Raw genomic sequence first — 21,203 nt, 5'->3', positions numbered from 1 at the left:
GCTCCGAAGGAAACAGGGAACGCATGCGGTTTCGGAATTCGCTCGCGATCGTGCTGGCGGCGCTGTCGCTCGGTGGCTGTACGTCGACGATCGGCGGCTCGGCCTCGCCCGTGCCCGGACAGGGGCCGGTGATCACGAAGGCCGACCCGTGCGCCCTGCTTTCGCAGCAGCAGGCGGACGCGCTGGGGGTCATGTTCCCGGGCAAGGAGCGCCCGGCGAGGCCCGAGCAGAAGGTCCCCGCGGTCTGCCGGTTCTCCGAACTGGAGGACTCGCCCGACGGGGTCGCGCTCGAAGTTTCGCGGAGCCTGAACCTGTCGGCTGTCGACTACTACGCGGGTGCCCTGCCCGGGGAGAAGTTCGGTATCGGCGGGTTCACCTGGACGCGGTACGCGACCATCCTCGGTCCGAAGTACTGCTCGCTGGCCACCGAGCTGGACGCGAAGACGTTCATCGAGATTTCGAGCGACGCCCCTGGCGATGACGAGAGCAAGGCCTGCGACCTGGCGAAGGCCGCCGCGCCCGCGATCGCCTCGCATCTGCCCGGCGGGCAGCAGGACCCGCAGATCACCGCGCCGCCGGGGCAGAAGCCGCTAGAGGCGTCCGGCCCGCTGGTGAACGTCGACCCGTGCACCCTGCTCAAACCCGAGCAGGTGACCCCGCTCAACCTGGCGCCCGCGCGGCCGATGAACGGCTCGTCGAACGATCCCAAGAACGGCTGCCAGTGGGACGACACGGACGGCGACAAGGGCAAGAAGGCCCTCGACCTCTGGGTCTACACCGCGACCAAGACCGAGGACGTTCCCGGGCTGGAGGGCACTCCGGCCGAGCAGATGGTGAACGGCAAGAAGTGGATCGTCTACTCCGCCGCGGACAGCCCGATCTGCGTCGCGCTCCTGCCGGTCACCGAGACCTCGTCGATCAAGCTCGACACCGGCGATCTCAGTGACAACGCCAAGGCCTGCGAAATCCCCCAGGCCGTGATGCCGCTCGTGACCGCGAACGTCCCCGCCGGCTAGGCCGTGTCCTGTAAGTCTGTTCGATGGGCTTCGTGATCCAGGTGGTTCCTGGCGGTGCGGGCGGATCGGCCTCGTACCGGGTCGTACTCGGCCGCATCCGCCCGTGCCGTCAGGGGCCGCCTGGGCGCGAAGACCGCGAACAAGACTTGCAGGACACGGCCTAGGCGGACACCTCGTCGGCGATGTACTTGGCGATCTCCAGCGCGCTCGTCGCCGCCGGTGAGGGCGCGTTGAGGACGTGCACCTGGTCACGCGCGGTCTCGATCAGGAAGTCGTCGACGAGCGCGCCGTCGGGGCGCAGCGCCTGAGCCCGGACGCCGGAGCCGTGCCGCACGATGTCGTCCTCGGTGACGGCGGGTACGAGCCGCGCGAGGCTTTCGGCGAAGCGGCGGCGGGAGAACGAGCGGCGGACCTCGTCGAGCCCGGTCGGGTAGGCGTACTTGCGCGCGAGCCGCCAGACGCCGGGGAACCGGGCGACCTCGGCGAGGTCCTTCGCGGAGATGTCGCGCCAGGTGTAGCCCTCGCGGCGCAGCGCGAGCACCGCGTTGGGGCCGGCGTGCACGCTGCCGTCGAGCATGCGGGTGAGGTGCACGCCGAGGAACGGCAGCGACGCGTCCGGGACCGGGTAGATCAGGCCGCGGACGAGGTGGCGGCGTTCGGGTTTGAGTTCGTAGTACTCGCCGCGGAACGGGACGATCCGCGCGCTCGGGGTCAGCCCGGCGAGCCGCGCGACCCGGTCGGCGTGCAGGCCCGCGCAGTTGACGAGCGCGTCCGCGTGGATCACCTCGTCGCCGGTCGCCACCTCGACGCCGCCGGTGCGGCCCGCGCGGATGCCCAGCGCGGGCGTGCCGAGGCGCAGGTCGGCGTCGGACTCGTCGAGCAGGCGCACCAATGCGGTGCAGACCGCCGGGAAGTCGATGATGCCGGTGGACTCGACGCGCAGCGCGGCGACGCACGAGACCTCGGGTTCGTACTCGCGGGCCTCGCTCGGGGTGATCAGCTTGGCCGGGACGCCGTTGGCCTCGGCCCGTTCGGCGAGCACCTTCAGCGCCGGAAGCTCCGCTTCGGAGGTGGCGACGACCAGCTTGCCGCAGACCTCCACCGGGACCCCGTACTGCCGCGCGAAGTCCACAATGGACCGGTTGCCTGCGGTGGACATCCTGGCTTTGAAGGAACCCGGCTTGTAGTAGAGGCCCGCGTGCACGACGTTGGAGTTGTGCCCGGTCTGGTGGGCCGCCCAGCGGTCCTCCTTTTCGAGCACCGTGACGTCCAGGCCTCGTTTGGTCAGCTCCCAGGCCACGGCGAGGCCGACGATCCCGCCCCCGATGACTACGACTGTACGCACGATCGCTCAGGTTACCCGGAGCGCAACCTGACAGTCGTCAGGTTGAGTGGTAGTGTACCTAACCGATGTCAGGTAAGCGGTTGAGCAGGGAAGAACGCCGGGAGCGGATCCTGGCCGCGGCGGCGCGGGTGTTCGCCGAATCCGGGTACGACGCGGCGGGGATGCGCGACGTCGCGACGGCGGCCGGGATCAGCACGCCCGTGCTCTACGACCATTTCCAGTCCAAGGCGGAGCTGTACGCCGGGCTGTTGGAGTCCGAAGTGGACAGTCTGCTGGCCGGCTGGGCAGAGCTGCCGCCGTCGGACACCGCCGAGGGGCTGCTGCGGAGCCGGGTGGCGGCGATCTTCGCCTGGATGGAGGCGAACGAACGCGGCTGGCGGATGATCTTCGCCGAGACGCCGTCCGACCCGGGCGTCGCCGAGGTGCACCGGCGCGGACAGGCCAGGGCCACCGGGCAGCTGGCCGGGGTCTTCGCGCGGGTCCCCGGCCTGGCGCTGACCGCCGACCTGCCGCGTGACCGCGCGAACGAAGCGCTCGCCGAAGCGGCGAAGAGCGCGCTGAACGCCATCGCCACCTGGTGGTGGAGCAACCGCGACATCCCGCGGGAGCAAGTCGTCGCGCTCACGACGGATCTGTTGTGGCGCGGTCTGGGGAACCTGATCCAGGAGGACGTATGAGCATCGACACCACCGAGCGGTACCGCCGGGCCATCGAGACCCGGGACGTCGCGCTCGCGCTGAGCGCGTTCGCGCCGGACGCCGTCGTGCACTCGCCGCTGACCAGCCGGGTCCGGTTCACCGGGCACGCGGAGCTCGAACCGCTGCTGGAAGTCGCCTATGCGCATCTGCGCGACGTCCGGTTCCACACCGACACAGGGGACGCGTCGACGCGCGTCGTCGTCTACACCGCGCGGGTCGGCGGTGAGGAGATGGAGGAGGCGGCGGTGTTGAAGCTCGGCGAGGACGGGCTAATCGCCGAAGCGACGCTGTTCGTGCGGCCGCTGCCCGGCCTCGTCGCCCTGATGGACGCCTTCGGCCCGGACATCGCGCGCCGCAACGGCCGCACGTTCGCGGCCCGGCTGCTGAGCGTGGCCACGAAACCCTTGCTGGCCATGGTGCGCTCAGGTGACCGCCACGCCGTCCCGCTGGCCGGTCCCAAGCGCCCTGAGCGCGTTTAGCGGGCTAAACGCGCTCAGCGACGCGAGGGCCTCCCGCATCCAGAGGACTAAACGCGGGTGGGGGCGTGCGGGGTGGTCGCGTTTAGCGGGCTAAACGCGGGTGGGGGCGGGGTGTCGTCGGGGTCTTCGAGGACCTTCGGTACACCGCGCAGGGTGAACAGCGCGCTGATCGCCAGCAGGGCCATGAGTCCCGCCGAACACAGCATCGTCAGCTGCAGGCCGTCGACGAACGCCAGTTTCGCGTTGGCGAGGATCACCGCCCCTTGCTCACCGGGCAGCTGTGCCGCGGCCTGGACGGCACCGCCGAGAGTGTCCGAGATCGCCCCCGCGGCCTCGGGCGGCACACCCGCCGGGATGACGAGTTCGCTCCGGTAGAGCGCGCCGAGCACGCTGCCCAGCACCGCGATCCCCAGCGCCCCGCCGAGTTCGGTCGCCGTCTCGGAGATCGCCGACGCCGCCCCGGCCCTGGCCTTCGGCACGACGCCGAGCACCGTGTCCGTCGCGACCGAGAGAATCAACGCGAGCCCCACCCCGAAGACGATCATCGCCGCGAGCAGGTCCGGATAGTCGATCGTCACGCCGATGCCCGAGTACAACGCGAAACCGGCCGCCGAGAGAGCGCATCCCAGCGCGACCGTCACCGCCCGGCCGAGGACCTTGATCCCCAGCGGCGCGAGCACCCCGCCGAGGATCGCGCCGCCCATCCCCGGCAGCCCGGCCAGCCCGGACTTCAGCGGCGACCAGCCCACCACCAGCTGCAGGTACTGCGCGAACATCAGGGAGACCGCGAGCTGCGCGAACATCGCCAGGATGGTGGTGCCGACGGTCGCCGAGAACGCCCGCCGCGCGAACAGCTTCAGCTCCATCAGCGGTTCGGCCAGCCGCGGCTGCCGCAGCAGGAACACCAGCAGGCAGCCGAGCCCGAGTACCGCCGCGACGGCGATGTCCCAATGGCCCCAGCCCTTGTACGCGACTTCCTTGATCGTGTAGACGATCCCGACCATTCCGACGACCGAAAGCAGCACACTGGGCACGTCGATCCGGCCCGGCGCCGGATTCTTCGACTCCGGCAGGATCAGCGCGCCCGCGATCACCATGAGCACCACCACCGGCACGTTGACCAGGAACACCGAACCCCACCAGAAGTGGTCGAGCAGCACACCGCCGATGAGCGGCCCCAGCCCGAAACCGAGGATCGTCAGCCCGCTCGAAACCCCGATCACGGCCGCGCGTTCCTTGCCGGTGAACACGTTCCGCACGATCGACAGCGTCGACGGCATCAGCGTCGCGGCGGCGACCCCGAGCAGCGCGCGGGCGGCGATCAGGAGTTCCGCCGTCGGCGCGTACGCCGTGATCACCGAAGCGACGCCGAACAGCGACGCCCCGATCAGCAGCAGCCTCTTCCGCCCGATGCGGTCGCCGATGTTCCCCATCGTGATCAGCAGCCCGGCGAGCGCGAAACCGTACGCGTCGGCGATCCACAGCAGTTCCGTGGTCGACGGACGCAGCTGCTCCGAAAGCGACGGCAGCACCAGATGCAGCACGGTCAGATCGACCGCGATCAGGAGCTGCGCCAGCACGCAGACCGCGATCGTGCCGATCTTCCGGCCCCGGCTCACGTTCACCGCGACACCCCGAAGGTGAGTTCCGGCGAGTGGCGCGCGGTGCCGTTTCCCGCGTCGCCGAGGTAGAACCGGGTGCTCATGGTGCGGGCGGCGGGGTCGAGGACGCTGCGCCACAACGTCCGCCACGGCGCACCCGGCTCGATCGCGACGGACACCGCGTCGAGCGCCTCGCGCGGTCCGGCGCCGGCCTCCTTGGTGAGGGTGCGCAGCCGCTGGTAGGTGAGAAAGGTCTCCGGGGTGTCCTCGGGCAGCGCGTCGAGGTCCTGGTGCCGGTGCAGGAGGTGGTTCGTGACGCACAGCGGACCGTCGGATACCTCCACGAAGTACTCGACGTCGTGCGCGCCGCGCTCGTAGACGAAACCGCGGCCGGAGGCGTCCGCGACGATGTAGTGGCAGGGCGCGCCGTGCGCGTACTGTTTGGCGAGCATCAGCGCTTCCTTGGCCTCGTCGACGTTCTCGCAGGTGTCCAGCAGGTACCGGCAGACCTGCGGCACCGAGAGACCGGCCTGCGGTCCGGGGTCGTCCTCCAGCGGCGCGGCCGCCTCGATGTCGGCCATCAGCAACGCGACGACGAGCCCGGCCTCGTTGACGCCCTCCATCGCGCCGTCCACTGTGGACATCGACAGCGATGTCGAGGCGATGCCGTCGTCGGGGATCGTGGTCAGGACGTAGGGCCGCGACGCCATCGGCGCCGTTCCGTCGTCGACGGGCTCCGCGCCCGCCATCACCGAACCCAGTTGGCTCCAGCTCAGGGTGAAGAAGTCGTAGTTCCGCCCGAGCGTGGTTCCCGTCCACAGCGCCGAACAACCCGACCCGGCGGGCAAGGCGGAGGCGTTGTCGAAGGAGACCGCCGCGTCGGCGGGGAGTCCGTAGGCCGCGGCGAATCCGGCCGTGCGTTCGGCGTACTGCGGCCAGTTCCTGGCGAACCAGGTCCGTCGCGCCTTGGCCACGATCGGATCGATCGACGGCGGCGTCCAGTCCGAACGCGCTCGCGTTTCGGCGCCGAGGGCGTGGCCGATCTCGGCCTGGGTACCGCGCAGCGTCAGCTGCCGTACGGCGAGGAAGTCTTCGGGAGATCCCGCGAGATAAGTCATGGCCGGAGCGTGTCCGCGGCCACTGACCGTCCGCGCACCAAGCGCTGACGACTTGTCATCGGAATGTCATGTGCTCCGCGCGAAGGTGCTTTCACCACAGGAACGACCGAGCGAGGAATCCCCATGCTGAGCAACAAGGTGTACATGATCGCCGGGGGCGTGTTCTGCGTCCTCTTCGTCGCGCTCGCGATGATCGAGTTCTCCACCGGCTACCCGGAGGACGGGCTCCAGGACCTCGGCTACGCGGCGCTGAGCGCCATCGCCGGCGGTGTCCTCTACGTCCTCGACCGCCGCCAGCGCGAGCGCCGCGCGGCCGCGCAGCGGGATGCCCGATGAGGAACATCGACGGCGGTTTCCTCGCTGCTCCGGACCAGGCCGCCCTCGACCGCCGGGAGCGGGAGGTGCGCAAGGGCAAGCTCGCGCTGGTGCTGACCGTCGCCGGCGGGGTCGTCGCGCTGGCCGCCGGTTACCAGGTCTTCGCGGACTTCTCCCCGGGCGCGCTCGTGGCGACCTTGGCCGGCCTCGCCGCCGCCTTCGGTGGTGGCGCGCTCACCAAGCACCTGATGCGTGCCGTGCGGTTCCGCGTGCACAAGCCGAACGCCGGCCTGGTCGGCGCCGCGAAGCTGACCGGACTGCTGATCGCCTTCTTCGGGATCGCCGCCCTGCTCGGGTCGATCGACGCGCCGGGACCGCTGCGGATCGTCCTGATCGCCGGTGGCGTCGGCGCCATCGCCTACGTGAAGGCCCTGCACGACCAGCAGTGGGTGCTCTTCGAACTGGACGCGGTGGGTGTCCGGGTCGAGCGGACGATCGTGCCCTGGCGTGACGTCACCCGGCTGACCACCGACCCGGTCGGCCCGGGGATGACCCGGCTCGGCGCCGTCCCGGTCAACGCGGCGCCCCTGTACGTCGCGGTCCAGGACAGCGAACTCGACCAGCGCCTGCTGGCCGCCGCCGTCGGCCGCTTCGCGCCGCAGGGGACCCTGCTGGCCTCCGCCGCTCAGGACTCGCTGGGCAACCCGGCCAGTTGAGCGGTGCTTCGCAGGCCGAGGCCCCGGCGGTAGGCCCGGTCGAAGTCGTCGCCGAGCCGCTCCCGAACGGTCGCCCGGAGCTGGGCGGCGTCCAGATCGACGGCGAACGGGGTGCCCCGCACGGTCACCGCGGCCCCGATCAGGACCGCCGCCCGCTCGGGATCACCCCGCAGCACCGCGACCCCGGCGAGGCCTTCGACGGCGCAGGCGAGGGTGGTGCTGTCGTGCCAGCGCTCCGCCGCCATGAGCGCCAGCCGGTGCAGTTCCTCGGCTCCGGCGGCGTCGCCCTCGGCCGCCATCACCCAGCCGAGCGAGATCCTGGCCCCGGCGCGGACCCCTTCGGCCGCGAACGAGCCGCCTTGGCACTCCGAAAGCGCTCGTTCGCTCAGCGCGCGGGCCGTGGCCAGGTCGCCTTCGTGCCGGGCGAGGAGGGCGAGCCCGACGTACCCGGCCGCTCGGCTTTCCGGCATCCCGGAGCGGCGCGCGATCTCGATGGCGAGCTCGAAGTCGGCCCTGGCGCCCGCCGCGTCGCCGTGCAGGAGTTTGCTCTCGCCGCGACGGCACAGGAGATCGGCGTTGTCGTCCGAGGCGCCGAGTTCCCGCATCAGGCGGAGCGCCTCGTTCATCGTTTCGAGGGCTTCGGCCTGGCGGTTCGTCCAGATCAGGATCTGGGACAGGTGATCGAGCGCCATCGAGAGGCCCCAGCGTTCCCCGAGTTCGCGGAACGCCTCCGCCCCTTCGCGCAGGAACCCTTCCGCCGGTTCGAGATCGCCCCGCATCAGCGCGCGGAGGCCGTAGCCGGTCGGCGCGAGGGCGAGACACCAGGCGTCGCTGTGCGCCAGCAGGGCCTCACCGCGTTTGAGGAGTTCGTCGTCGTCACCGGGCGGCCCCGTCACGACCCCCGTCAACAGCAGCAACGCCGGGTTGCGGGGTGCACTGGCCATGTTCTGGACGAGGGCGCCGACCACCGGGAGATGCCGGTCGAGGGCTTCGTGGCCGCGGACTCCGGCGGCGGCCTTGAGCACGCAGAGCTGATACTCCTCTTCGAGGCCGTCCGGTGGCCGCGGGCCGAGCCGTTTGACCACCTCCAGGCACAGCGTCGAGCCTTCGAACCGGCGCCCGCGCATCCACCAGTACGTCACCAGCGACGCCGAAAGCCGCAGCGCGATCCGGAGGTCGGACTCGGCGGCCCAGCGCAACGCGGCCAGGAGGTCGTCGTAGGCGCCGTCGAGGCGGTCCAGCCAGCGCAGCTGGTCGCCGGTGCGGATCATCGGGTCGGCTTCCTCGGCGAGGGCGAGGAAATGCTCCGCGTGCGCACGCCGCATCCGCTCGGCCTCGCCGGCTTCGGCGAGTTTCTCCGCGAAGAAGGCCCGGATGGTTTCGAGCATCCGGTACCGGTCCCCGGTGCGCTCGACCAGTGATCTGTCCACAAGGGACGGAACGAGATCTTCGGTGTGCGCCACGTCGCAGACCGCGTCGGCGTCGGCGAGGGTCGTGCCGCCCGCGAACACCGTCAGCCGCCTGCCGAGCCGCCGTTCGTCCTCGTCGAGCAGGTCCCAGCTCCATTCGACGACACCGCGCAGCGTGCGATGCCGGCTCTCGGCGGCGCGGCTGCCCCGCGAGAGCAGCCGGAAACGGTCGTCCAGCCGGGCGGCGATCTCGCCGACCGGCAGCGTCCGCACGCGGGCGGCGGCGAGTTCGATGGCCAGCGGCAGCCCGTCGAGCGCGGCGCAGATGCGCTGGACGTCGCCCGCGGTGGTGTCGTCGACGGCGAAGCCCGGATCGCTCGCCCGTGCGCGATCGGCGAACAGTGCCACGGCGGCGAAATCCAGCGACCGGGCGGGCGGCGTCCCCGGCGGCGGTACGGCGAGCCTCGGCACGGGGGAGACGATTTCGCCGGTGATGCCGAGCGGTTCGCGGCTGGTGGCGAGCACCCGCACCGCCGCGGCCGCGCCGAGCAGCCGGGCCGTCAGTTTCGCGGCGGCGTCGACGAGATGCTCGCAGTTGTCGAGCACCAGCAGCAGGGCGCGATCGGCCAGCGCGTCGATCAGCCGCTCCAGCGGCGCGTTCTCCACAGGGGCGGTGACCGCGCCGAGCGGGACCGTCCGCAGGCCGAGCGCGCTCAGCACGGCATGGGCGACGTCGGTGTCCTCGCGGTAGGGCGCGAGTTCGACGAACACCGCGGGCAGGTCCACGACGGCCGCGGCTTCGACGGCCAGCCGGGTCTTGCCGGAGCCGCCGGGTCCGGTCAGCGTCACCAGCCGGGAGCGCTCCAGCTGCCCGAGCACGTGCCGGAGATCGCCTTCGCGCCCGATGAAGCTGGTGAGCTGCGCCGGGAGCGGTGTCGTCGCCCGGTTGGCCGGAGGTGCCTCGCCGCGCAGCACGGCCAGATGCGCGGCCGCCAGCTCCGGCCCCGGATCCGTGCCGAGTTCGTCGGCCAGGACGCGGCGGGCGTCCTCGAACGCGGTGAGCGCGTCGGCATGGCGTCCGGCGGCGTGCAGCGCGCGGATCAGCAACGCGCGCGGCCGTTCCCGCAGCGGCTGGGCGGCGGCTATCTCGCGAAGCTCGGCGAGGACGTCTTCGTGCCGTCCCAGCTTGAGGTCCGCTTCGACGCGGTCCTCGATCGCCGACGTCTTCAGTTCGTCGAGCCGGGTGACCTGCGGATCCCGGAACGGAGCGTCGGTGATGTCCGCGAACGCCGGGCCGCGCCAGAGCCCGAGAGCGTCGTGAAGCAGTTCGGCCGCCTTCGTGGCGTCTCCCGCCGCGAGAGCGCGGCGCCCTTCCGCGGCGAGCCGTTCGAAGCGGTGCACGTCGACGTCGTCGGGGTCCACGGCCAGCCGGTAACCCGCCGGACTGAACTCGACCGGCGCGAGGTCCTTCAGCGCGCCGCGCAGCCGCGAGACCTGTGATTGCAGCGCGTTCGCCACCCCTTCGGGTGGCTGTTCGCCGTACAGGCCGTCGATGAGCCGCTCGGCCGGGACGACCCGGCCCGCCTCCAGGGCGAGCAACGCGAACAACGTCCGGACCCTGGGGCCGCCGACTCCGACGGCGGTGCCGTCGTCACGGCGCACCTGCGTCGCCCCCAGAACGCCGAATCGCATGACGTCAGATTAGGGCGTCCGGTGGCGTCTGTGGTTTGACCTGGGCGGATCCAGCCCGCCCGAGATCGGCCGAATGGCGTCTATACACTTCGCCGGGTCCCCACGCAATGGGAGAGGTATGTCTGAGCAGGAACCCGTCGTCCTCGGTCAGCCGACCGTCGGCGACGAAGAGCTCGCCGCGGTGGCGGAGGTGTTCCGGTCCGGCTGGCTGGCCGGCGCCGGCCCCGCGTGCCGCCGTTTCGAGGAACGCTTCGCGAAGACCGTCGGCACCGCGCACGCCCTGACCACCAGCAACTGTGGCTCGGCACTCTTCCTCGGGCTGCGTGTGCTCGGCGTGAAGCCGGGCGACGAGGTCATCGTCGGCGACTACACGTTCCCCGCCACCGGCCACGCCGTGCTCCAGGCGGGCGCGACGCCGGTGTTCGCGGACATCCGCCCGGACGTCTGGAGCGCCGACCCGGCGTCGATCGAAGCCCTGATCACCCCGCGCACCGTCGGCATCCTCGCCGTCGACGTCGCCGGGCAGCCGGGCGATTTCGACGAGTACCGCGCGATCGCCGACAAGCACGGCCTGTGGCTCTTCGAAGACGCCGCCTGTGCCGCGGGCGCGACCTACAAGACCCGTCCGGCAGGCAGCCTCGCCGATCTGGCCGCGTTCTCCTTCCACGGCCGCAAAGGCATCACCGCGGGCGAAGGCGGCGCGCTGGTCTCGGACCGCGAAGACCTCATCGCGCACGCGCGCAAGCTGCACACCTACGGCATCGAGCCCGCCATCACCCGCGAGGGTTCCGGCGCCCTGCCGATTCCGGAGTTCCACGAACTGGGCTACAACTTCCGGCTTTCCGACGTGCAGGCCGCGATCATGAACGTCCAGCTCGACCGGCTCCCGGAGCTGCTCTCGGCCCGTCGCTCGGTGGCCAAGCGGTACCACGAGGCCTTCGAGAACCTGCCCGGCCTCGCCGTCCCGGTGGAACTGCCGGACCGCGAACACCCGTGGCAGGCCTACATCCTCACCGTGGCCCCGGAGATCGACCGCGACGCGCTCGCGCTGCGGATCCGCGAACAGGGCGTGCAGTGCAACTTCGGCACCTACGCCTCGCACCTCCAGCCCATCTACGGCAAGAAGCAGACCTTGCCGGTCTCGGCGGACCTCTTCGCCCGTCATCTCGCCATCCCGATGCACGCCAACCTCACCGATGACCAGGTCGACCGGGTCATCGGGACCGTCAGCGCCGCACTGCCGAGCTAGGAGAGAAATGCCCGACAAGAAGGTCCTCTTCACCGGGGGCGGCGGTTTCATCGCCGCGCACGTGATCCCGATGCTGATCGAAGGCGGCTACACCGTCCGCATCTTCGACAACATGACGCGCGGCGACCGCGCCAGGGTGAACGAGTTCATCGCCACCGGCAAGGTCGAACTCGTCGAGAAGGACGTGCGTTACGGCGGCGCCGTGCGCGAGGCCATGCGCGGCTGCACGCACGTGATCCACTTCGCCACCGTGTCGATCAACAAGTCGGTCGCGGACCCGCACGAGTCCATCGACATCAACATGGTCGGCAACCACAACGTCTTCGCGGCCGCCGCGGACGAAGGTGTCGAGCGCGTGGTGTTCGCCTCGACAGCGTCCGTCTACGGCGACCCGAAGCGGCTGCCGATGCACGAGGACGACGAGCTCAAGCCGCTCACGCCGTACTGCATCTCCAAGCGCGCGGGCGAGGACATGCTCGGCTTCTACGAGCGCACCAAGGGCCTGTCCTGGAACGCGCTGCGGTTCTTCAACGTGTACGGCCCCGGCCAGAAGATCGAGGCCTACTACACGTCGGTGATCAACCACTTCATCCAGCGCCTGCGCGCCGGCCAGCCGCCGGTCATCGACGGCCGCGGCGACCAGTCGATGGACTTCGTGCACGTCACCGACCTCGCCCGCGCCGTCGTCGCCGCGCTCGAATCGGAGCAGGCCAACGTGCCGATCAACATCGGCACCGGCATCGACACCTCCATCGCGACGCTGGCGAAGATCCTCATCGACGCCGTCGGGGTCAACGTCGAGCCGCTGTTCAACGAGCGCGACGTGCTCGTTTCGCGCCGCGCGGCGGACATCACCCGTGCCCGCGAGATCCTCGGCTGGGAGCCGAAGATCTCGGTGGAAGAGGGCATGTACGAGCTGGTGAAGGCTTCGGAGTGAGCGCCGGGCCAGGGGAGAGCCGCGCCATGCGCATCGCTGTCGTCAACAACTTCTTCCCGCCGAGGGTGGGCGGAAGCGCGCACATGGCGGCGTCCCTGGCCGAGCAGTACGCGGCACGCGGGCACGAGGTGCTCGCGATCACCGCGGCCTACGCCGACGCCCCGGCCGACGAGACGAAGGACGGCTACCGCGTCGTCCGCCTGCCCGCGGTGAAGATGCCGCAGCTGGGCCTGTCGATCGACTTCGACATGAGCTTCGCCTCGCTGCGGCCGGGGAACTGGCGTCGGCTGTGGAAGCTGCTGGACGAGTTCAAACCGGACGCGATCCACCTGCACGGGCAGTTCTTCGACCTGTCGTGGCTGGCCGGGCTGTACGCGCGGCGGCACAAGCTGCCGATGCTGCTGACCATCCACACCCTGCTGATCAGCGACAACAAGCTGTACGGCGGCGTGTTCCGGTTCCTGGACACCGTGCTGGTGAACCCGATCCTGCGCTACCTCAAGCCGCGGTACGTCATCCTCGACAAGCTCGGGGTCGACTACTGCGTCGAGCGCTACGGCACCAGTGACGAGAACTCGGACTACTTCCCGATCGCCGTCGACACCGGGAACTTCGAGAAGCCGTTGACTCTCGATGTCCGGGCGGAGCACGGGCTCGGTGACGGTCCGGTGATCGTCTCGCTCGGGCACGTGATCCCGCTGCGGAACCGCCTGCCGCTCGTCGAGGCGCTTCCGTCCATTTTGGACAAGCACCCCGACGTGAAGGTGGTCGTCGTCGGCCGCGTTTACCACGACGTCTTCCTGAAGCGGGCGGAAGAACTCGGCGTCGCCGAAGCCATCATCGTCACCGGTGCCGTGCCGAAGGCGGACGTGCCCGCGTACTTCGCCGCCGCCGACATCGTCACGCACGACCTCAACGGCGGCTGCGGCACCGCGTCGCTGGAGGCGATGCTGTCGGGCACCGCGACCATCGCGTCGGTCACCGAGGACAACTACCCGGGCATCGAACTGCGCAACGGCGAGAACATCCTGCTGGTGCGGCCGGACGACAGCGAGGCGGTGGCGAACACCGTCATCGAACTGCTCGACGACCCGGAGAAGCGCGCTTTGGTGGCACAGCGGGAAAGCGCGATGGTGCGGGCCAACTTCGGCCTCGACGTCGTCGCCGAGGAACACCTGCGCACCTTCGAGAAGCTGGTGACCGAGGCCGATGTTCTTCGATGACGAACGCAGCAACCGGCTGCGTCCGCAGATCCTGACCGAACTCGTTTCGCAGTACATGAACGACGCCGAGCGCGCTCGTTTCTATGGGTTGCCCGAGACGACCCGGGTGCGTGAGCGGGTCAAGATCATCAGCCCGGAGAACCTGAAGATCGGCGAACACTGCTGGATCGGCGAAGGCGCCGCGCTCGACGCGAGCGGCGGGCTGGAGATCGGCGAGCACACCAGCATCGGCCTGAACACGCTGATCTTCACGCATTCCAGCTGGCTCGCGAACATGACCCTGCAGAACCATTCCGGCAGCGACCTCATCGAGCGCAAGCCGGTGAAGATCGGCAAGGGCTGCTTCATCGGCGGCCTGGTGGTGATCATGGCGGGCGTCACCATCGGCGATTTCGCCACCGTGCAGCCGAATTCCGTCGTCGCCAAGGACGTCCCGCCGCGCACCCTGGTCGCGGGCAACCCCGCGCGCGTGTTCCAGAAGTACGACGACGAGTACATCCAGTCCGAAGTGGAGCGTGTCCGCGGCGAGAACGCGCGGCGGCGGGCGCTGGCGGAAGAGCGCGGGGACACCCCGGGGTCTTGGGGCGCTCCGGCCGGGGACTTCACGGAGTAGTCGTTTCGAGAGATAGGTCGAGTCGCATGACTGTCCACAAGGGATAGTTAGAGGCGACTCGATGTCCTATTGATGCCTACATGTACGGTCCTGAAGAGGGTCGTGAGTGACAAAGAGCGTTAGAACGCTCTTTGTCACTCACGACCACATCTCAAACCACGCAAATTGCTCAATTCGGACGCCTGTATCCGGAAATATGTCTCTTGTGGACACTCGAACGTCGCCGCGACGAGCTTGACGGAGCCGAACGTTCCCAGGGGGGCGCCTGAAGATGTGCGGCTCGTGATCGAGGTCCTGTCCGCGGCGCCCCTGAGCACAGCAGTTCGGGCGGCGTTGTACCGCCGATGAACCGGCGCTGTACCGCCTTGGCGCATTGTGCTCCTCCAGGCCGTGGCCGATCCGCGGCCACGGAGGAGGGCGGGCAGATGACGAGCAGGATTTCCGGCGTCCCACGCGTTCTGGGGCAGGTGACCACCGGCGCGGCGTTCGCTGTCTTCTTCGGGTTGACGGGGGTGGCCGTAGCGCACGCGAAAGAGAGCCCCGGCGCTGACGCGTGCAAGGCGAGCACGACGGGATGCGGCGGCGGGGGCGGTGGCGACAAGGGCAAGACGGGGGACCGCGTGCTTGGCCTCGCGCCGAGTAAGACCCAGCGCGTTCCGCAGATCCTCAAAGAGCCGGAGAAAGGCGACCTGAAGAAGAAGGGTGAGCAGCTGAAGCCGGCCGAGCCCAAGAAGGCCGCGCCGAAGCAACGGTCGGTTCAGCCCCGTGACAAAGACGATCACGACGAGAAGGACCACAAGCCCAAGCAGAAGGAACGCGACAACGACGAGCGCGATCACGACGACGACAAGCAGGACGATCGTAAGAAGAACCATGACGGTGATGGCGACGACGACCGGAAGTCCAAAAAGGACGACCGGGGCTCCGGGCGGGAGAACCGCGATCACGACGACGATCGGGGTGATCGTAAGAAGAATCGTGACGACGACGGTGACGATGACGACGGCCGGAAGTCCGAAGAGGATGGCCGGCACACCAAGCGGGAGAACCGCGAACACGACGACGACGATCGGGCGTCCGAAAAGGACGACCAGTGGGATGAGGGCCAGGACCGCAAGGCCGAAAAGCGCCACGACGATGACGACAGAGCCGAGCGGCGGGACAAGAAGCCCTCGAAGGCGGAGCGGCGCTCGAACGTCCGCACTCGGTCCATGCCCGCGACTTACGTGCCGACCACTCGTCTGGCGAGCCTGACCAGGCCGGCGGGCGGCGACGGTGGCATCCCTTGGGGCGACGAGGACAACTTCGTCAGGCCGGGCTGCGAACAGGACAACGACGGTTGCGAGCTGGTGTGGGATTACGCGTCCCGCATCACCAAACCGATCCAGGAGGCGATCGGCCGCCTGTTGAAGGTGGAATCGACCGGGCCTGACGCGGGCTTCAAACCGGAAGGGCCGAACAGGAAGGGGCGGATCTTCTCCGTCGAGGGGTACGCCTACGCGGACCAGGGGAAATGGAGTGCGCTGGACGGCCTGATCGAGGGGGAGTACTCGATCGGCATCGACGGCAAGCTGGAGCTGAGCATCACCAAGGAGGGCCCGCAGATCGACCTGGAGGCCTTGCTCGGCGCGAAGGTCACCGGGCCGGAGATGGAGGTACCGCTGGGGCCGCTGCTGGTCAAGGCCCAGCCGGAGATATCGGCGGGGATCGGCGGGCAGTACGGCGTGGGTGTCGAGCGCGGTGAAGACGGCAAGCGCCGGATCAAGGCCAAGGGCGGGCTGACCGGGCCTGTCGGCGGCAGTACGGGGCTGGAGACCGACCTGAACGACGACTACTTCGGCCAACTGCCGGACGGCGGCTACTGAACCCCAACCCGATGAGCGGAGAATGCCGTGAAGAAGACCAACGTCGATATGCGAAGAATCGTCCTGTACTCCGTCTCCGGTGGTTTGCTGACGGTCGCCGCCGGGGTGCTGTGCGCGGCCGAAGCGGACGCGGCCGTGCCGTCCGAGCCGGGTGGGACGCCCGCTCAGCAGAACGCCGAGCGGGTCGCCATGAACCAGCGCCGGGCGGCGAACGCCAAGCAGGAGTCGAAGGCGAAAGTCGAACAGCAACAGGCGAAAACCAAACAGCAGCAGACGAAAGGTGAGGAGGCGCGGCGCAATCCCGGTAGGGCCCGCCAGGAGCAGAAGGAGAAGAACTTCGGTTCTCAACGTGGCGACGAAGGCGACAACAAGCGTCAAGCGGAGAACTACGAGAAGCAGAAACAGCGAGAGACGAAAGCGAAAGCCGAGCAGCAGGGCAGAGGCGGGGAAGGCGAGAACCACGAGAAGCCAAAGAAGGGTGACGAATCCGGCGCCTCCGAGGTGGTGGGCAACCTTCTGAAGGATTCCCCCGGTGAGGATCCGGGTGTGTTCCGGGTGTCCACGCCCGCGGCCATCCTGAACGACGGCAAACCGTTGCCCGCCAGGCAATTCGGTCGCGGTAACGACGTGGACGTCATGGGCCTGCACGGCTCGAAACGCGCGTCGGCCCGCAAGGCGCTGTCCGAGGACATGCGCCCGGTGAATCCGCCCAAGGACGTCGATTTCACCAAGGACGTGGTCGTCAGAGGTGGGGACACCATCTCCAAGGACGATTCCGTCAAGGTCGACAAGTGGGTTCGGCACCCCGGGCCCGACGGGATCGGTGTGCCGGTCGGCGTCACCGACGACGGCACGCTCGTGGCCGTCGCGAAGGACGTGCCCCAGGACCTCATCGGCGGGATGATGTCCGGTGGGCTGGGGAAGGTCGAACGCGGCAAGACCGGCGACGGTGACGAGGTCGTGGTCGTGCACCCTGAGAACCCGGCGCAGAAGGCTCTGATCGCCGGCGCGGCCGTCACGGTCAACCGTGTCCCCGTTCTTCGTGCGGCGACGATGGCGGCGCCGAGTGTCCTCACGCAGGGGCCGCGGGTCACCGAAGCCGCACTCACTTCTCTGCGGCAACTCGGCGTGGAAGGCGCCACGGCGGGAAACGTGGCGACCACACCCCGGATCGACCCATCGGCCGAGCCGCCTGGCCCGGCGCCGAAACCGAACGCGCCGGTTCTCCCGCAACCGGGTCCGACCGTCGTCCCGACGGTTCCGCCGATGCCCGGCCCGACCGCGGATCCCGGCCCCCTTCCGCTGCCCGGGCCCAGTGTTCCGCCGCTCACCGCACCGGAACCGGGAGCGCCGGCGGTGCGCCCCCTCGAACGTCCGGAACCCGCACCGGTCCGGCGACCGCGTGAGGCTTCACCGCTGCCGGATTCACCGGAGCCTCCAGGGCGGCCGGGGGAGCACGAGCCGCTCGGCGTTCCCGAGAAGCCGGCGCGACCCGGAGAGCCGGACCCGAGGTTGCCTCGGACTCCGTCATCCGTACCGGAACCACAGGAGCCGACAGCGTCGGAGGACGCCATCCCGGACGGCGAGGGCGCGACTCCTGTCGCGGAGGAAGGACCGGCTGTCTCGGCCGAGCCTGACACCACCAGCCTCCCTGAAGACGCCCGTCCACCGCGTAAGCGCTACATCTCCCGGATCCCGGAAGCCCAGGAAGTACGCGAACACATCCGGCCCGGCCTCCAGACGGTTACCGATGACGCCACCAGGGAGTTCCGCGCCCGGCCGGACGGGCGGCGCTACACCGGGGAAAGAGCCGAACAGTTGCGCCGCGCCAAGGAAGCGGCCGATACCGCGACCCGGCGCCGTCAGGAGGAGGCCGCCAGGGGCACTGGCGGTCCGGCCGTGCTGAAACGCCTGCGTGAGGAGGAGTCCAATGCGTACAAGAGGCTCAACGGGTTGAAGCCCCGACTCGCCGGTTTGGAGATCCACGCGATCTTCGAGCGCATGATCACCGCCCGCCAACGGGAAATCCTCGGTGCGTACGCCGACCGCTATCAGTTGCGTGCCGAGGCTCCGTTCGGCCTCAACGGATCGGTGGCCTATCCCGGCAGCCGTCGGCCCGACCTGGTGCTGGAACGCTTGACCCCCACCGGGCAGCGGCGCTACGTCGCTCACGTCTATGACCTGAAGACGGGAAAGAAGGGAATCGAGCGCGCGTGGGAGTACGACATCGAGCGCTACGCTCGCGCGCTCTTCAAGCCCGAAGAGCTCCGTCCGTCGATCTAGCGGGGAACCGCGGCGCACGGGTGACCGACTACTGTCGTGCCAGGCGATAGTGGAGGGTATGTCCAGATGAGGTTCAAGCGGTTCGGTGCGTCGCTGCTGGTCGCCGGGGTGGCGCTGCTGAGTGCGGCGACCCCGGCGATGGCCCACGCGGAGCTGAAGAGCAGTGACCCGGCGAGGGGCGCTTCGCTCGCGACGCCGCCGACGCAGGTCAAGCTGACCTTCTCCGGCCCGGTCACCCTCGCCGCGGATCCGATCCAGATCACCGGGCCCGAGAACGCGAAGTGGACCGTCGGGCGCGCGGAGGTCGCGGGCGCCGTCGTCACCGCGCCGGTCCAGGCGGTCGGGCCCGTTGGCGAGTACACCCTGCGCTACAAGGTGGTCTTCGAGGATTCGCACGAGTCCAGCGGAACGGTGAAGTTCAACCTCAGCGCCCCGGTGGCCCCGCCGTCCTCCAGCAGCGCGGCGGCTCCGGCCGGCAGTGCGGCCCCCGCGACCAGCGCCACCCCGGCGCCACAGGCCGGTGAGACCACTCCCGAAGGCCTGTTGCCGGTCTGGGTCTGGATCGTCCTCGCGGTCGCCGTGGTCGCCGCCGGTCTCGTCGTCGCGCTCCGCCTCACCCGCCGCAAGGGCGACCGGTCCTGACGTCAGCCGTGGCCCACGCCGGTGTTGCCCGCGGGCAGCTTCTTGCCGGAGGCGTCGAAGGCGGCCAGCTTCCGCGGGTCGGCACCCGAGTCGAACCAGAACACGACGATGTTCGGGTCGACGCTCCAGGATGCCTGATGTGCGGTGACGGTCTTGCCGTTCACCTTCGCGGTGATCTTCGCGGCCGGGCCCGCGTAGTAGCCGAAGGACGGGATGCCGTTCAGCCCGCCGGACACCGCGTGGAAACCGGGTGCCTTGTCGGAGCCGGAGTACTCGTTGGTGACGGTGCCCGCGGTGACCTTGCCGTCGGCCGAGCGGTGTCCGGCCATGATCCCGAAAGTCGTCTCCGGAAGCTGCTCGACGTCGACCTTCACGCCGTAGAACACCAGCTCACCGCCCTCGCCCTGGACGCCGGTGCCGATGACGTCGCCCCACGGCGTGTTGTCCGGCTCCTCGGACGGCCGCACCGGAACGGCGGCCTCCACAGCCTGCGCGACCGGGGCGGGCGCGGGTGCCGGAGCGGGGGTCGCGTTCGCGGTCAGGGTGCTCGAAAGCACGACGGCCAGACCGGCGACCGCGATTCCGCCGCCTGCCAGCAACGTCCGCTTCACGGGTGACTTCATGTGCGGTTTCCTCCCAGTGGTCGAAGCTCGTTCGGAGACCTCTACGGGAGAGCGGCCGAAAAGGTTGAGGCAACCTTTAGAGTGGTGAACCGTCGAACGGAGATGAGGTCCAGCGTGGCTCGCGGCGATGACGAGTTCGTCGAGTTCGTGCAGAACTCGTCGACCCGTCTGCAGCATGCCGCCTACCTGCTCACCAGCGACAGGCACCAGGCCGAAGACGCCGCGCAGACCGCGCTCGCCAAGACGTACGCCGCCTGGTCGCGGGTCCGCCGCAAGGACGCCTACGCCTACGCGCGGCAGGTCCTGGTCAACCACATCATCGACGGCTGGCGGCGCCCGATCCGGGAGAACGCCACCGACGAGGTCCCCGAGCGGCCGAGCGGCACGGACGTCGCCGGTGCCGTTGTCCAGCGGAAATGGCTGCTTGACGCGTTGCGTACGCTCACAGACCGGGAGAGGGCGGTCGTGGTGCTCCGGCACTTCTTCGATCTGAAGGAGTCCGACGTGGCCGGTGAGCTGGGGGTCACGGTGGGCACCGTGAAGAGCACCAATTCCCGCGCGCTGAGCAAGCTGCGGATCACCGCGGAGGACGGAACGGAACTGATCGGGGGGCTGGGACGATGACCGACCTCGAGACACTGCGCTCGGCTCTGCGCGAACCGCCCGCCGAGGGGTTCGCCGCGCCCGATCTCGCCGCGATCATGACCAAGGGCAGGCGCATCCGCCGCCGTCGCCGTCTCGCGACCGGCGCGGGCGGGGTCGCCGCCGCCGTGGTGACGGTCCTGGTCATCGTCGGCGCGGTCGCGCTGAAGGAACCGCCGCCGGCCGAGCAGCCGCTCCCGCCCGCCGCGAGCGCGCCCGGCCCGGCTTCGACGTCGACGTCGGCGCCGCCGGAGACACCGGCGCCGGCGGCCACCAGCGCGCCGTCCGATCCGCCGCTGGGCGACGTGATCTCACTGGGCATCCGTGGCGATGGCGGCCGGCCGCTGGTGCTCTACGCGGTCGCGATCGACGAGCCCACCCTGCCGGGCATCCGGTTCGGCCTGCAGGTCGGCTACAGCAACGACGACGGCACCTACGAGGGCCTGCAGAGCACCAACGAGTTCAAGGGATCCGACCGGTCCTTCGGCTTCCACGCCACGGACGGCGGCGACCTGGTCCAGGACACGTTCGTCCCGGTGTTCGGCTACTTCGCCGGTCCGGCGGCGCGGATCGCCGGCACCGTCCGGGGAAAGCCGGTCAACGCGAAGACGGCCGTCTGGTCCGAAGACCCGTCGATCGTCTTCTACTGGTTCGACCCGGCGGACGTCGGGTCGGCGAACGTCCTCAGCCCGCTCATCGCCTACGACGCCAAGGGCCAGCGCCTCACCAAATAACGC

Annotated in this window: 19 protein-coding genes; 14 read left to right on the top strand and 5 right to left on the bottom strand. The window is 69.7% G+C overall.

The window, feature by feature from the left end:
- Positions 1 to 23 precede the first annotated feature (23 nt).
- Entirely contained in the window at positions 24 to 1,016 is a 993-nt protein-coding gene (locus SD37_RS40850; protein WP_044849656.1) for a DUF3558 family protein, read from the top strand.
- A 160-nt stretch (positions 1,017 to 1,176) separates the two neighbouring features.
- Here SD37_RS40850 and lhgO read toward each other — a convergent pair whose 3' ends face one another.
- Positions 1,177 to 2,361: an L-2-hydroxyglutarate oxidase gene (gene lhgO / locus SD37_RS40845; protein WP_044849657.1), complete on the bottom strand. Its 1,185-nt coding sequence runs from the start codon at positions 2,359 to 2,361 to the stop codon at positions 1,177 to 1,179.
- 80 nt (positions 2,362 to 2,441) lie between these two features.
- Here lhgO and SD37_RS40840 point away from each other — a divergent pair, with 80 nt between their 5' ends.
- Together SD37_RS40840 and SD37_RS40835 are read left to right on the top strand one after the other, a co-directional pair.
- Positions 2,442 to 3,038, top strand: coding sequence for a TetR/AcrR family transcriptional regulator (locus SD37_RS40840; protein WP_052674791.1), 597 nt, complete (start codon positions 2,442 to 2,444; stop codon positions 3,036 to 3,038).
- Positions 3,035 to 3,538 (top strand): nuclear transport factor 2 family protein, encoded by a 504-nt coding sequence (locus tag SD37_RS40835; RefSeq protein ID WP_044849659.1) that lies wholly within the window; start codon positions 3,035 to 3,037, stop codon positions 3,536 to 3,538. Before SD37_RS40840 ends, SD37_RS40835 begins: the two co-directional genes overlap by 4 nt.
- A gap of 47 nt (positions 3,539 to 3,585) precedes the next feature.
- Here the strand turns inward: SD37_RS40835 and SD37_RS40830 are convergent, their stop codons facing one another.
- A complete protein-coding gene (locus SD37_RS40830; RefSeq protein WP_044849660.1) occupies positions 3,586 to 5,163 on the bottom strand; it encodes an MFS transporter in 1,578 nt (525 codons plus the stop codon).
- Positions 5,160 to 6,257: a C45 family peptidase gene (locus SD37_RS40825; RefSeq protein WP_044849661.1), complete on the bottom strand. Its 1,098-nt coding sequence runs from the start codon at positions 6,255 to 6,257 to the stop codon at positions 5,160 to 5,162. The genes SD37_RS40830 and SD37_RS40825 overlap by 4 nt, the downstream gene beginning before the upstream one ends.
- Before the next feature lie 123 nt (positions 6,258 to 6,380).
- Here SD37_RS40825 and SD37_RS40820 point away from each other — a divergent pair, with 123 nt between their 5' ends.
- Both SD37_RS40820 and SD37_RS40815 read left to right on the top strand, forming a co-directional pair.
- Positions 6,381 to 6,593, top strand: coding sequence for a hypothetical protein (locus tag SD37_RS40820; RefSeq protein ID WP_037315476.1), 213 nt, complete (start codon positions 6,381 to 6,383; stop codon positions 6,591 to 6,593).
- Entirely contained in the window at positions 6,590 to 7,288 is a 699-nt protein-coding gene (locus tag SD37_RS40815) for a hypothetical protein (RefSeq protein WP_044849662.1), read from the top strand. Before SD37_RS40820 ends, SD37_RS40815 begins: the two co-directional genes overlap by 4 nt.
- Here the strand turns inward: SD37_RS40815 and SD37_RS40810 are convergent.
- Positions 7,258 to 10,389, bottom strand: a complete 3,132-nt coding sequence (locus tag SD37_RS40810; RefSeq protein ID WP_044849663.1) for an AfsR/SARP family transcriptional regulator — start codon at positions 10,387 to 10,389, stop codon at positions 7,258 to 7,260. The genes SD37_RS40815 and SD37_RS40810 overlap by 31 nt on opposite strands.
- Before the next feature lie 118 nt (positions 10,390 to 10,507).
- Between SD37_RS40810 and SD37_RS40805 the strand changes: the two genes are divergently transcribed.
- The 7 genes from SD37_RS40805 (at position 10,508) to SD37_RS40775 (ending at position 19,201) form a co-directional block, all read left to right on the top strand.
- Complete coding sequence (locus SD37_RS40805) at positions 10,508 to 11,638, top strand: DegT/DnrJ/EryC1/StrS family aminotransferase (protein ID WP_044849664.1); 1,131 nt, start codon at positions 10,508 to 10,510, stop codon at positions 11,636 to 11,638.
- Positions 11,639 to 11,645: 7 nt separating this feature from the next.
- Positions 11,646 to 12,575 (top strand): NAD-dependent epimerase/dehydratase family protein, encoded by a 930-nt coding sequence (locus SD37_RS40800; RefSeq protein ID WP_044849665.1) that lies wholly within the window; start codon positions 11,646 to 11,648, stop codon positions 12,573 to 12,575.
- Positions 12,576 to 12,601: 26 nt separating this feature from the next.
- Complete coding sequence (locus tag SD37_RS40795; RefSeq protein WP_044849666.1) at positions 12,602 to 13,798, top strand: glycosyltransferase family 4 protein; 1,197 nt, start codon at positions 12,602 to 12,604, stop codon at positions 13,796 to 13,798.
- The gene (locus SD37_RS40790; protein WP_044849667.1) at positions 13,785 to 14,411 is read left to right on the top strand and encodes an acyltransferase; all 627 of its coding nucleotides are present in this window, start codon (positions 13,785 to 13,787) and stop codon (positions 14,409 to 14,411) included. The genes SD37_RS40795 and SD37_RS40790 overlap by 14 nt, the downstream gene beginning before the upstream one ends.
- Before the next feature lie 425 nt (positions 14,412 to 14,836).
- Positions 14,837 to 16,276, top strand: a complete 1,440-nt coding sequence (locus SD37_RS40785) for a hypothetical protein (protein ID WP_044849668.1) — start codon at positions 14,837 to 14,839, stop codon at positions 16,274 to 16,276.
- Positions 16,277 to 16,303: 27 nt separating this feature from the next.
- Positions 16,304 to 18,559, top strand: a complete 2,256-nt coding sequence (locus SD37_RS40780; protein WP_044849669.1) for a hypothetical protein — start codon at positions 16,304 to 16,306, stop codon at positions 18,557 to 18,559.
- Positions 18,560 to 18,625: 66 nt separating this feature from the next.
- Positions 18,626 to 19,201 carry a copper resistance CopC family protein gene (locus SD37_RS40775; RefSeq protein ID WP_044849670.1) on the top strand — a complete coding sequence of 192 codons (576 nt, stop codon included), beginning with the start codon at positions 18,626 to 18,628 and terminating at the stop codon, positions 19,199 to 19,201.
- Between the two features lie 2 nt (positions 19,202 to 19,203).
- Here SD37_RS40775 and SD37_RS40770 read toward each other — a convergent pair whose 3' ends face one another.
- Positions 19,204 to 19,824 carry a hypothetical protein gene (locus SD37_RS40770; protein WP_052674792.1) on the bottom strand — a complete coding sequence of 207 codons (621 nt, stop codon included), beginning with the start codon at positions 19,822 to 19,824 and terminating at the stop codon, positions 19,204 to 19,206.
- 114 nt (positions 19,825 to 19,938) lie between these two features.
- On the opposite strand from SD37_RS40770, the gene SD37_RS40765 reads away from it, so the two are divergent.
- Positions 19,939 to 20,448 carry a SigE family RNA polymerase sigma factor gene (locus tag SD37_RS40765; RefSeq protein ID WP_044849671.1) on the top strand — a complete coding sequence of 170 codons (510 nt, stop codon included), beginning with the start codon at positions 19,939 to 19,941 and terminating at the stop codon, positions 20,446 to 20,448.
- The gene (locus SD37_RS40760) at positions 20,445 to 21,200 is read left to right on the top strand and encodes a hypothetical protein (RefSeq protein WP_044849672.1); all 756 of its coding nucleotides are present in this window, start codon (positions 20,445 to 20,447) and stop codon (positions 21,198 to 21,200) included. The genes SD37_RS40765 and SD37_RS40760 overlap by 4 nt, the downstream gene beginning before the upstream one ends.
- Positions 21,201 to 21,203 lie beyond the last annotated feature (3 nt).

The sequence above is a fragment of the Amycolatopsis orientalis genome (assembly GCF_000943515.2).
Classification (GTDB): Bacteria; Actinomycetota; Actinomycetes; order Mycobacteriales; family Pseudonocardiaceae; genus Amycolatopsis; species Amycolatopsis orientalis.
The sequence above is the reverse complement of the archived record's forward strand: the minus strand, read 5'-3'. Positions and strand labels throughout refer to the sequence as shown.

Excerpts from the sequence above, each read along its gene's own strand:
- SD37_RS40760 (WP_044849672.1), top strand. The coding sequence starts at position 20,445 with ATGACCGACCTCGAGACACTGCGCTCGGCTCTGCGCGAACCGCCCGCC.
- SD37_RS40775 (WP_044849670.1), top strand. The coding sequence starts at position 18,626 with ATGAGGTTCAAGCGGTTCGGTGCGTCGCTGCTGGTCGCCGGGGTGGCG.
- SD37_RS40795 (WP_044849666.1), top strand. The coding sequence starts at position 12,602 with ATGCGCATCGCTGTCGTCAACAACTTCTTCCCGCCGAGGGTGGGCGGA.
- SD37_RS40815 (WP_044849662.1), top strand. The coding sequence starts at position 6,590 with ATGAGGAACATCGACGGCGGTTTCCTCGCTGCTCCGGACCAGGCCGCC.
- SD37_RS40850 (WP_044849656.1), top strand. The coding sequence starts at position 24 with ATGCGGTTTCGGAATTCGCTCGCGATCGTGCTGGCGGCGCTGTCGCTC.
- SD37_RS40810 (WP_044849663.1), bottom strand. The coding sequence starts at position 10,389 with ATGCGATTCGGCGTTCTGGGGGCGACGCAGGTGCGCCGTGACGACGGC.
- SD37_RS40800 (WP_044849665.1), top strand. The coding sequence starts at position 11,646 with ATGCCCGACAAGAAGGTCCTCTTCACCGGGGGCGGCGGTTTCATCGCC.
- SD37_RS40790 (WP_044849667.1), top strand. The coding sequence starts at position 13,785 with ATGTTCTTCGATGACGAACGCAGCAACCGGCTGCGTCCGCAGATCCTG.
- SD37_RS40835 (WP_044849659.1), top strand. The coding sequence starts at position 3,035 with ATGAGCATCGACACCACCGAGCGGTACCGCCGGGCCATCGAGACCCGG.
- SD37_RS40805 (WP_044849664.1), top strand. The coding sequence starts at position 10,508 with ATGTCTGAGCAGGAACCCGTCGTCCTCGGTCAGCCGACCGTCGGCGAC.
- SD37_RS40770 (WP_052674792.1), bottom strand. The coding sequence starts at position 19,824 with ATGAAGTCACCCGTGAAGCGGACGTTGCTGGCAGGCGGCGGAATCGCG.
- SD37_RS40825 (WP_044849661.1), bottom strand. The coding sequence starts at position 6,257 with ATGACTTATCTCGCGGGATCTCCCGAAGACTTCCTCGCCGTACGGCAG.
- SD37_RS40820 (WP_037315476.1), top strand. The coding sequence starts at position 6,381 with ATGCTGAGCAACAAGGTGTACATGATCGCCGGGGGCGTGTTCTGCGTC.
- SD37_RS40785 (WP_044849668.1), top strand. The coding sequence starts at position 14,837 with ATGACGAGCAGGATTTCCGGCGTCCCACGCGTTCTGGGGCAGGTGACC.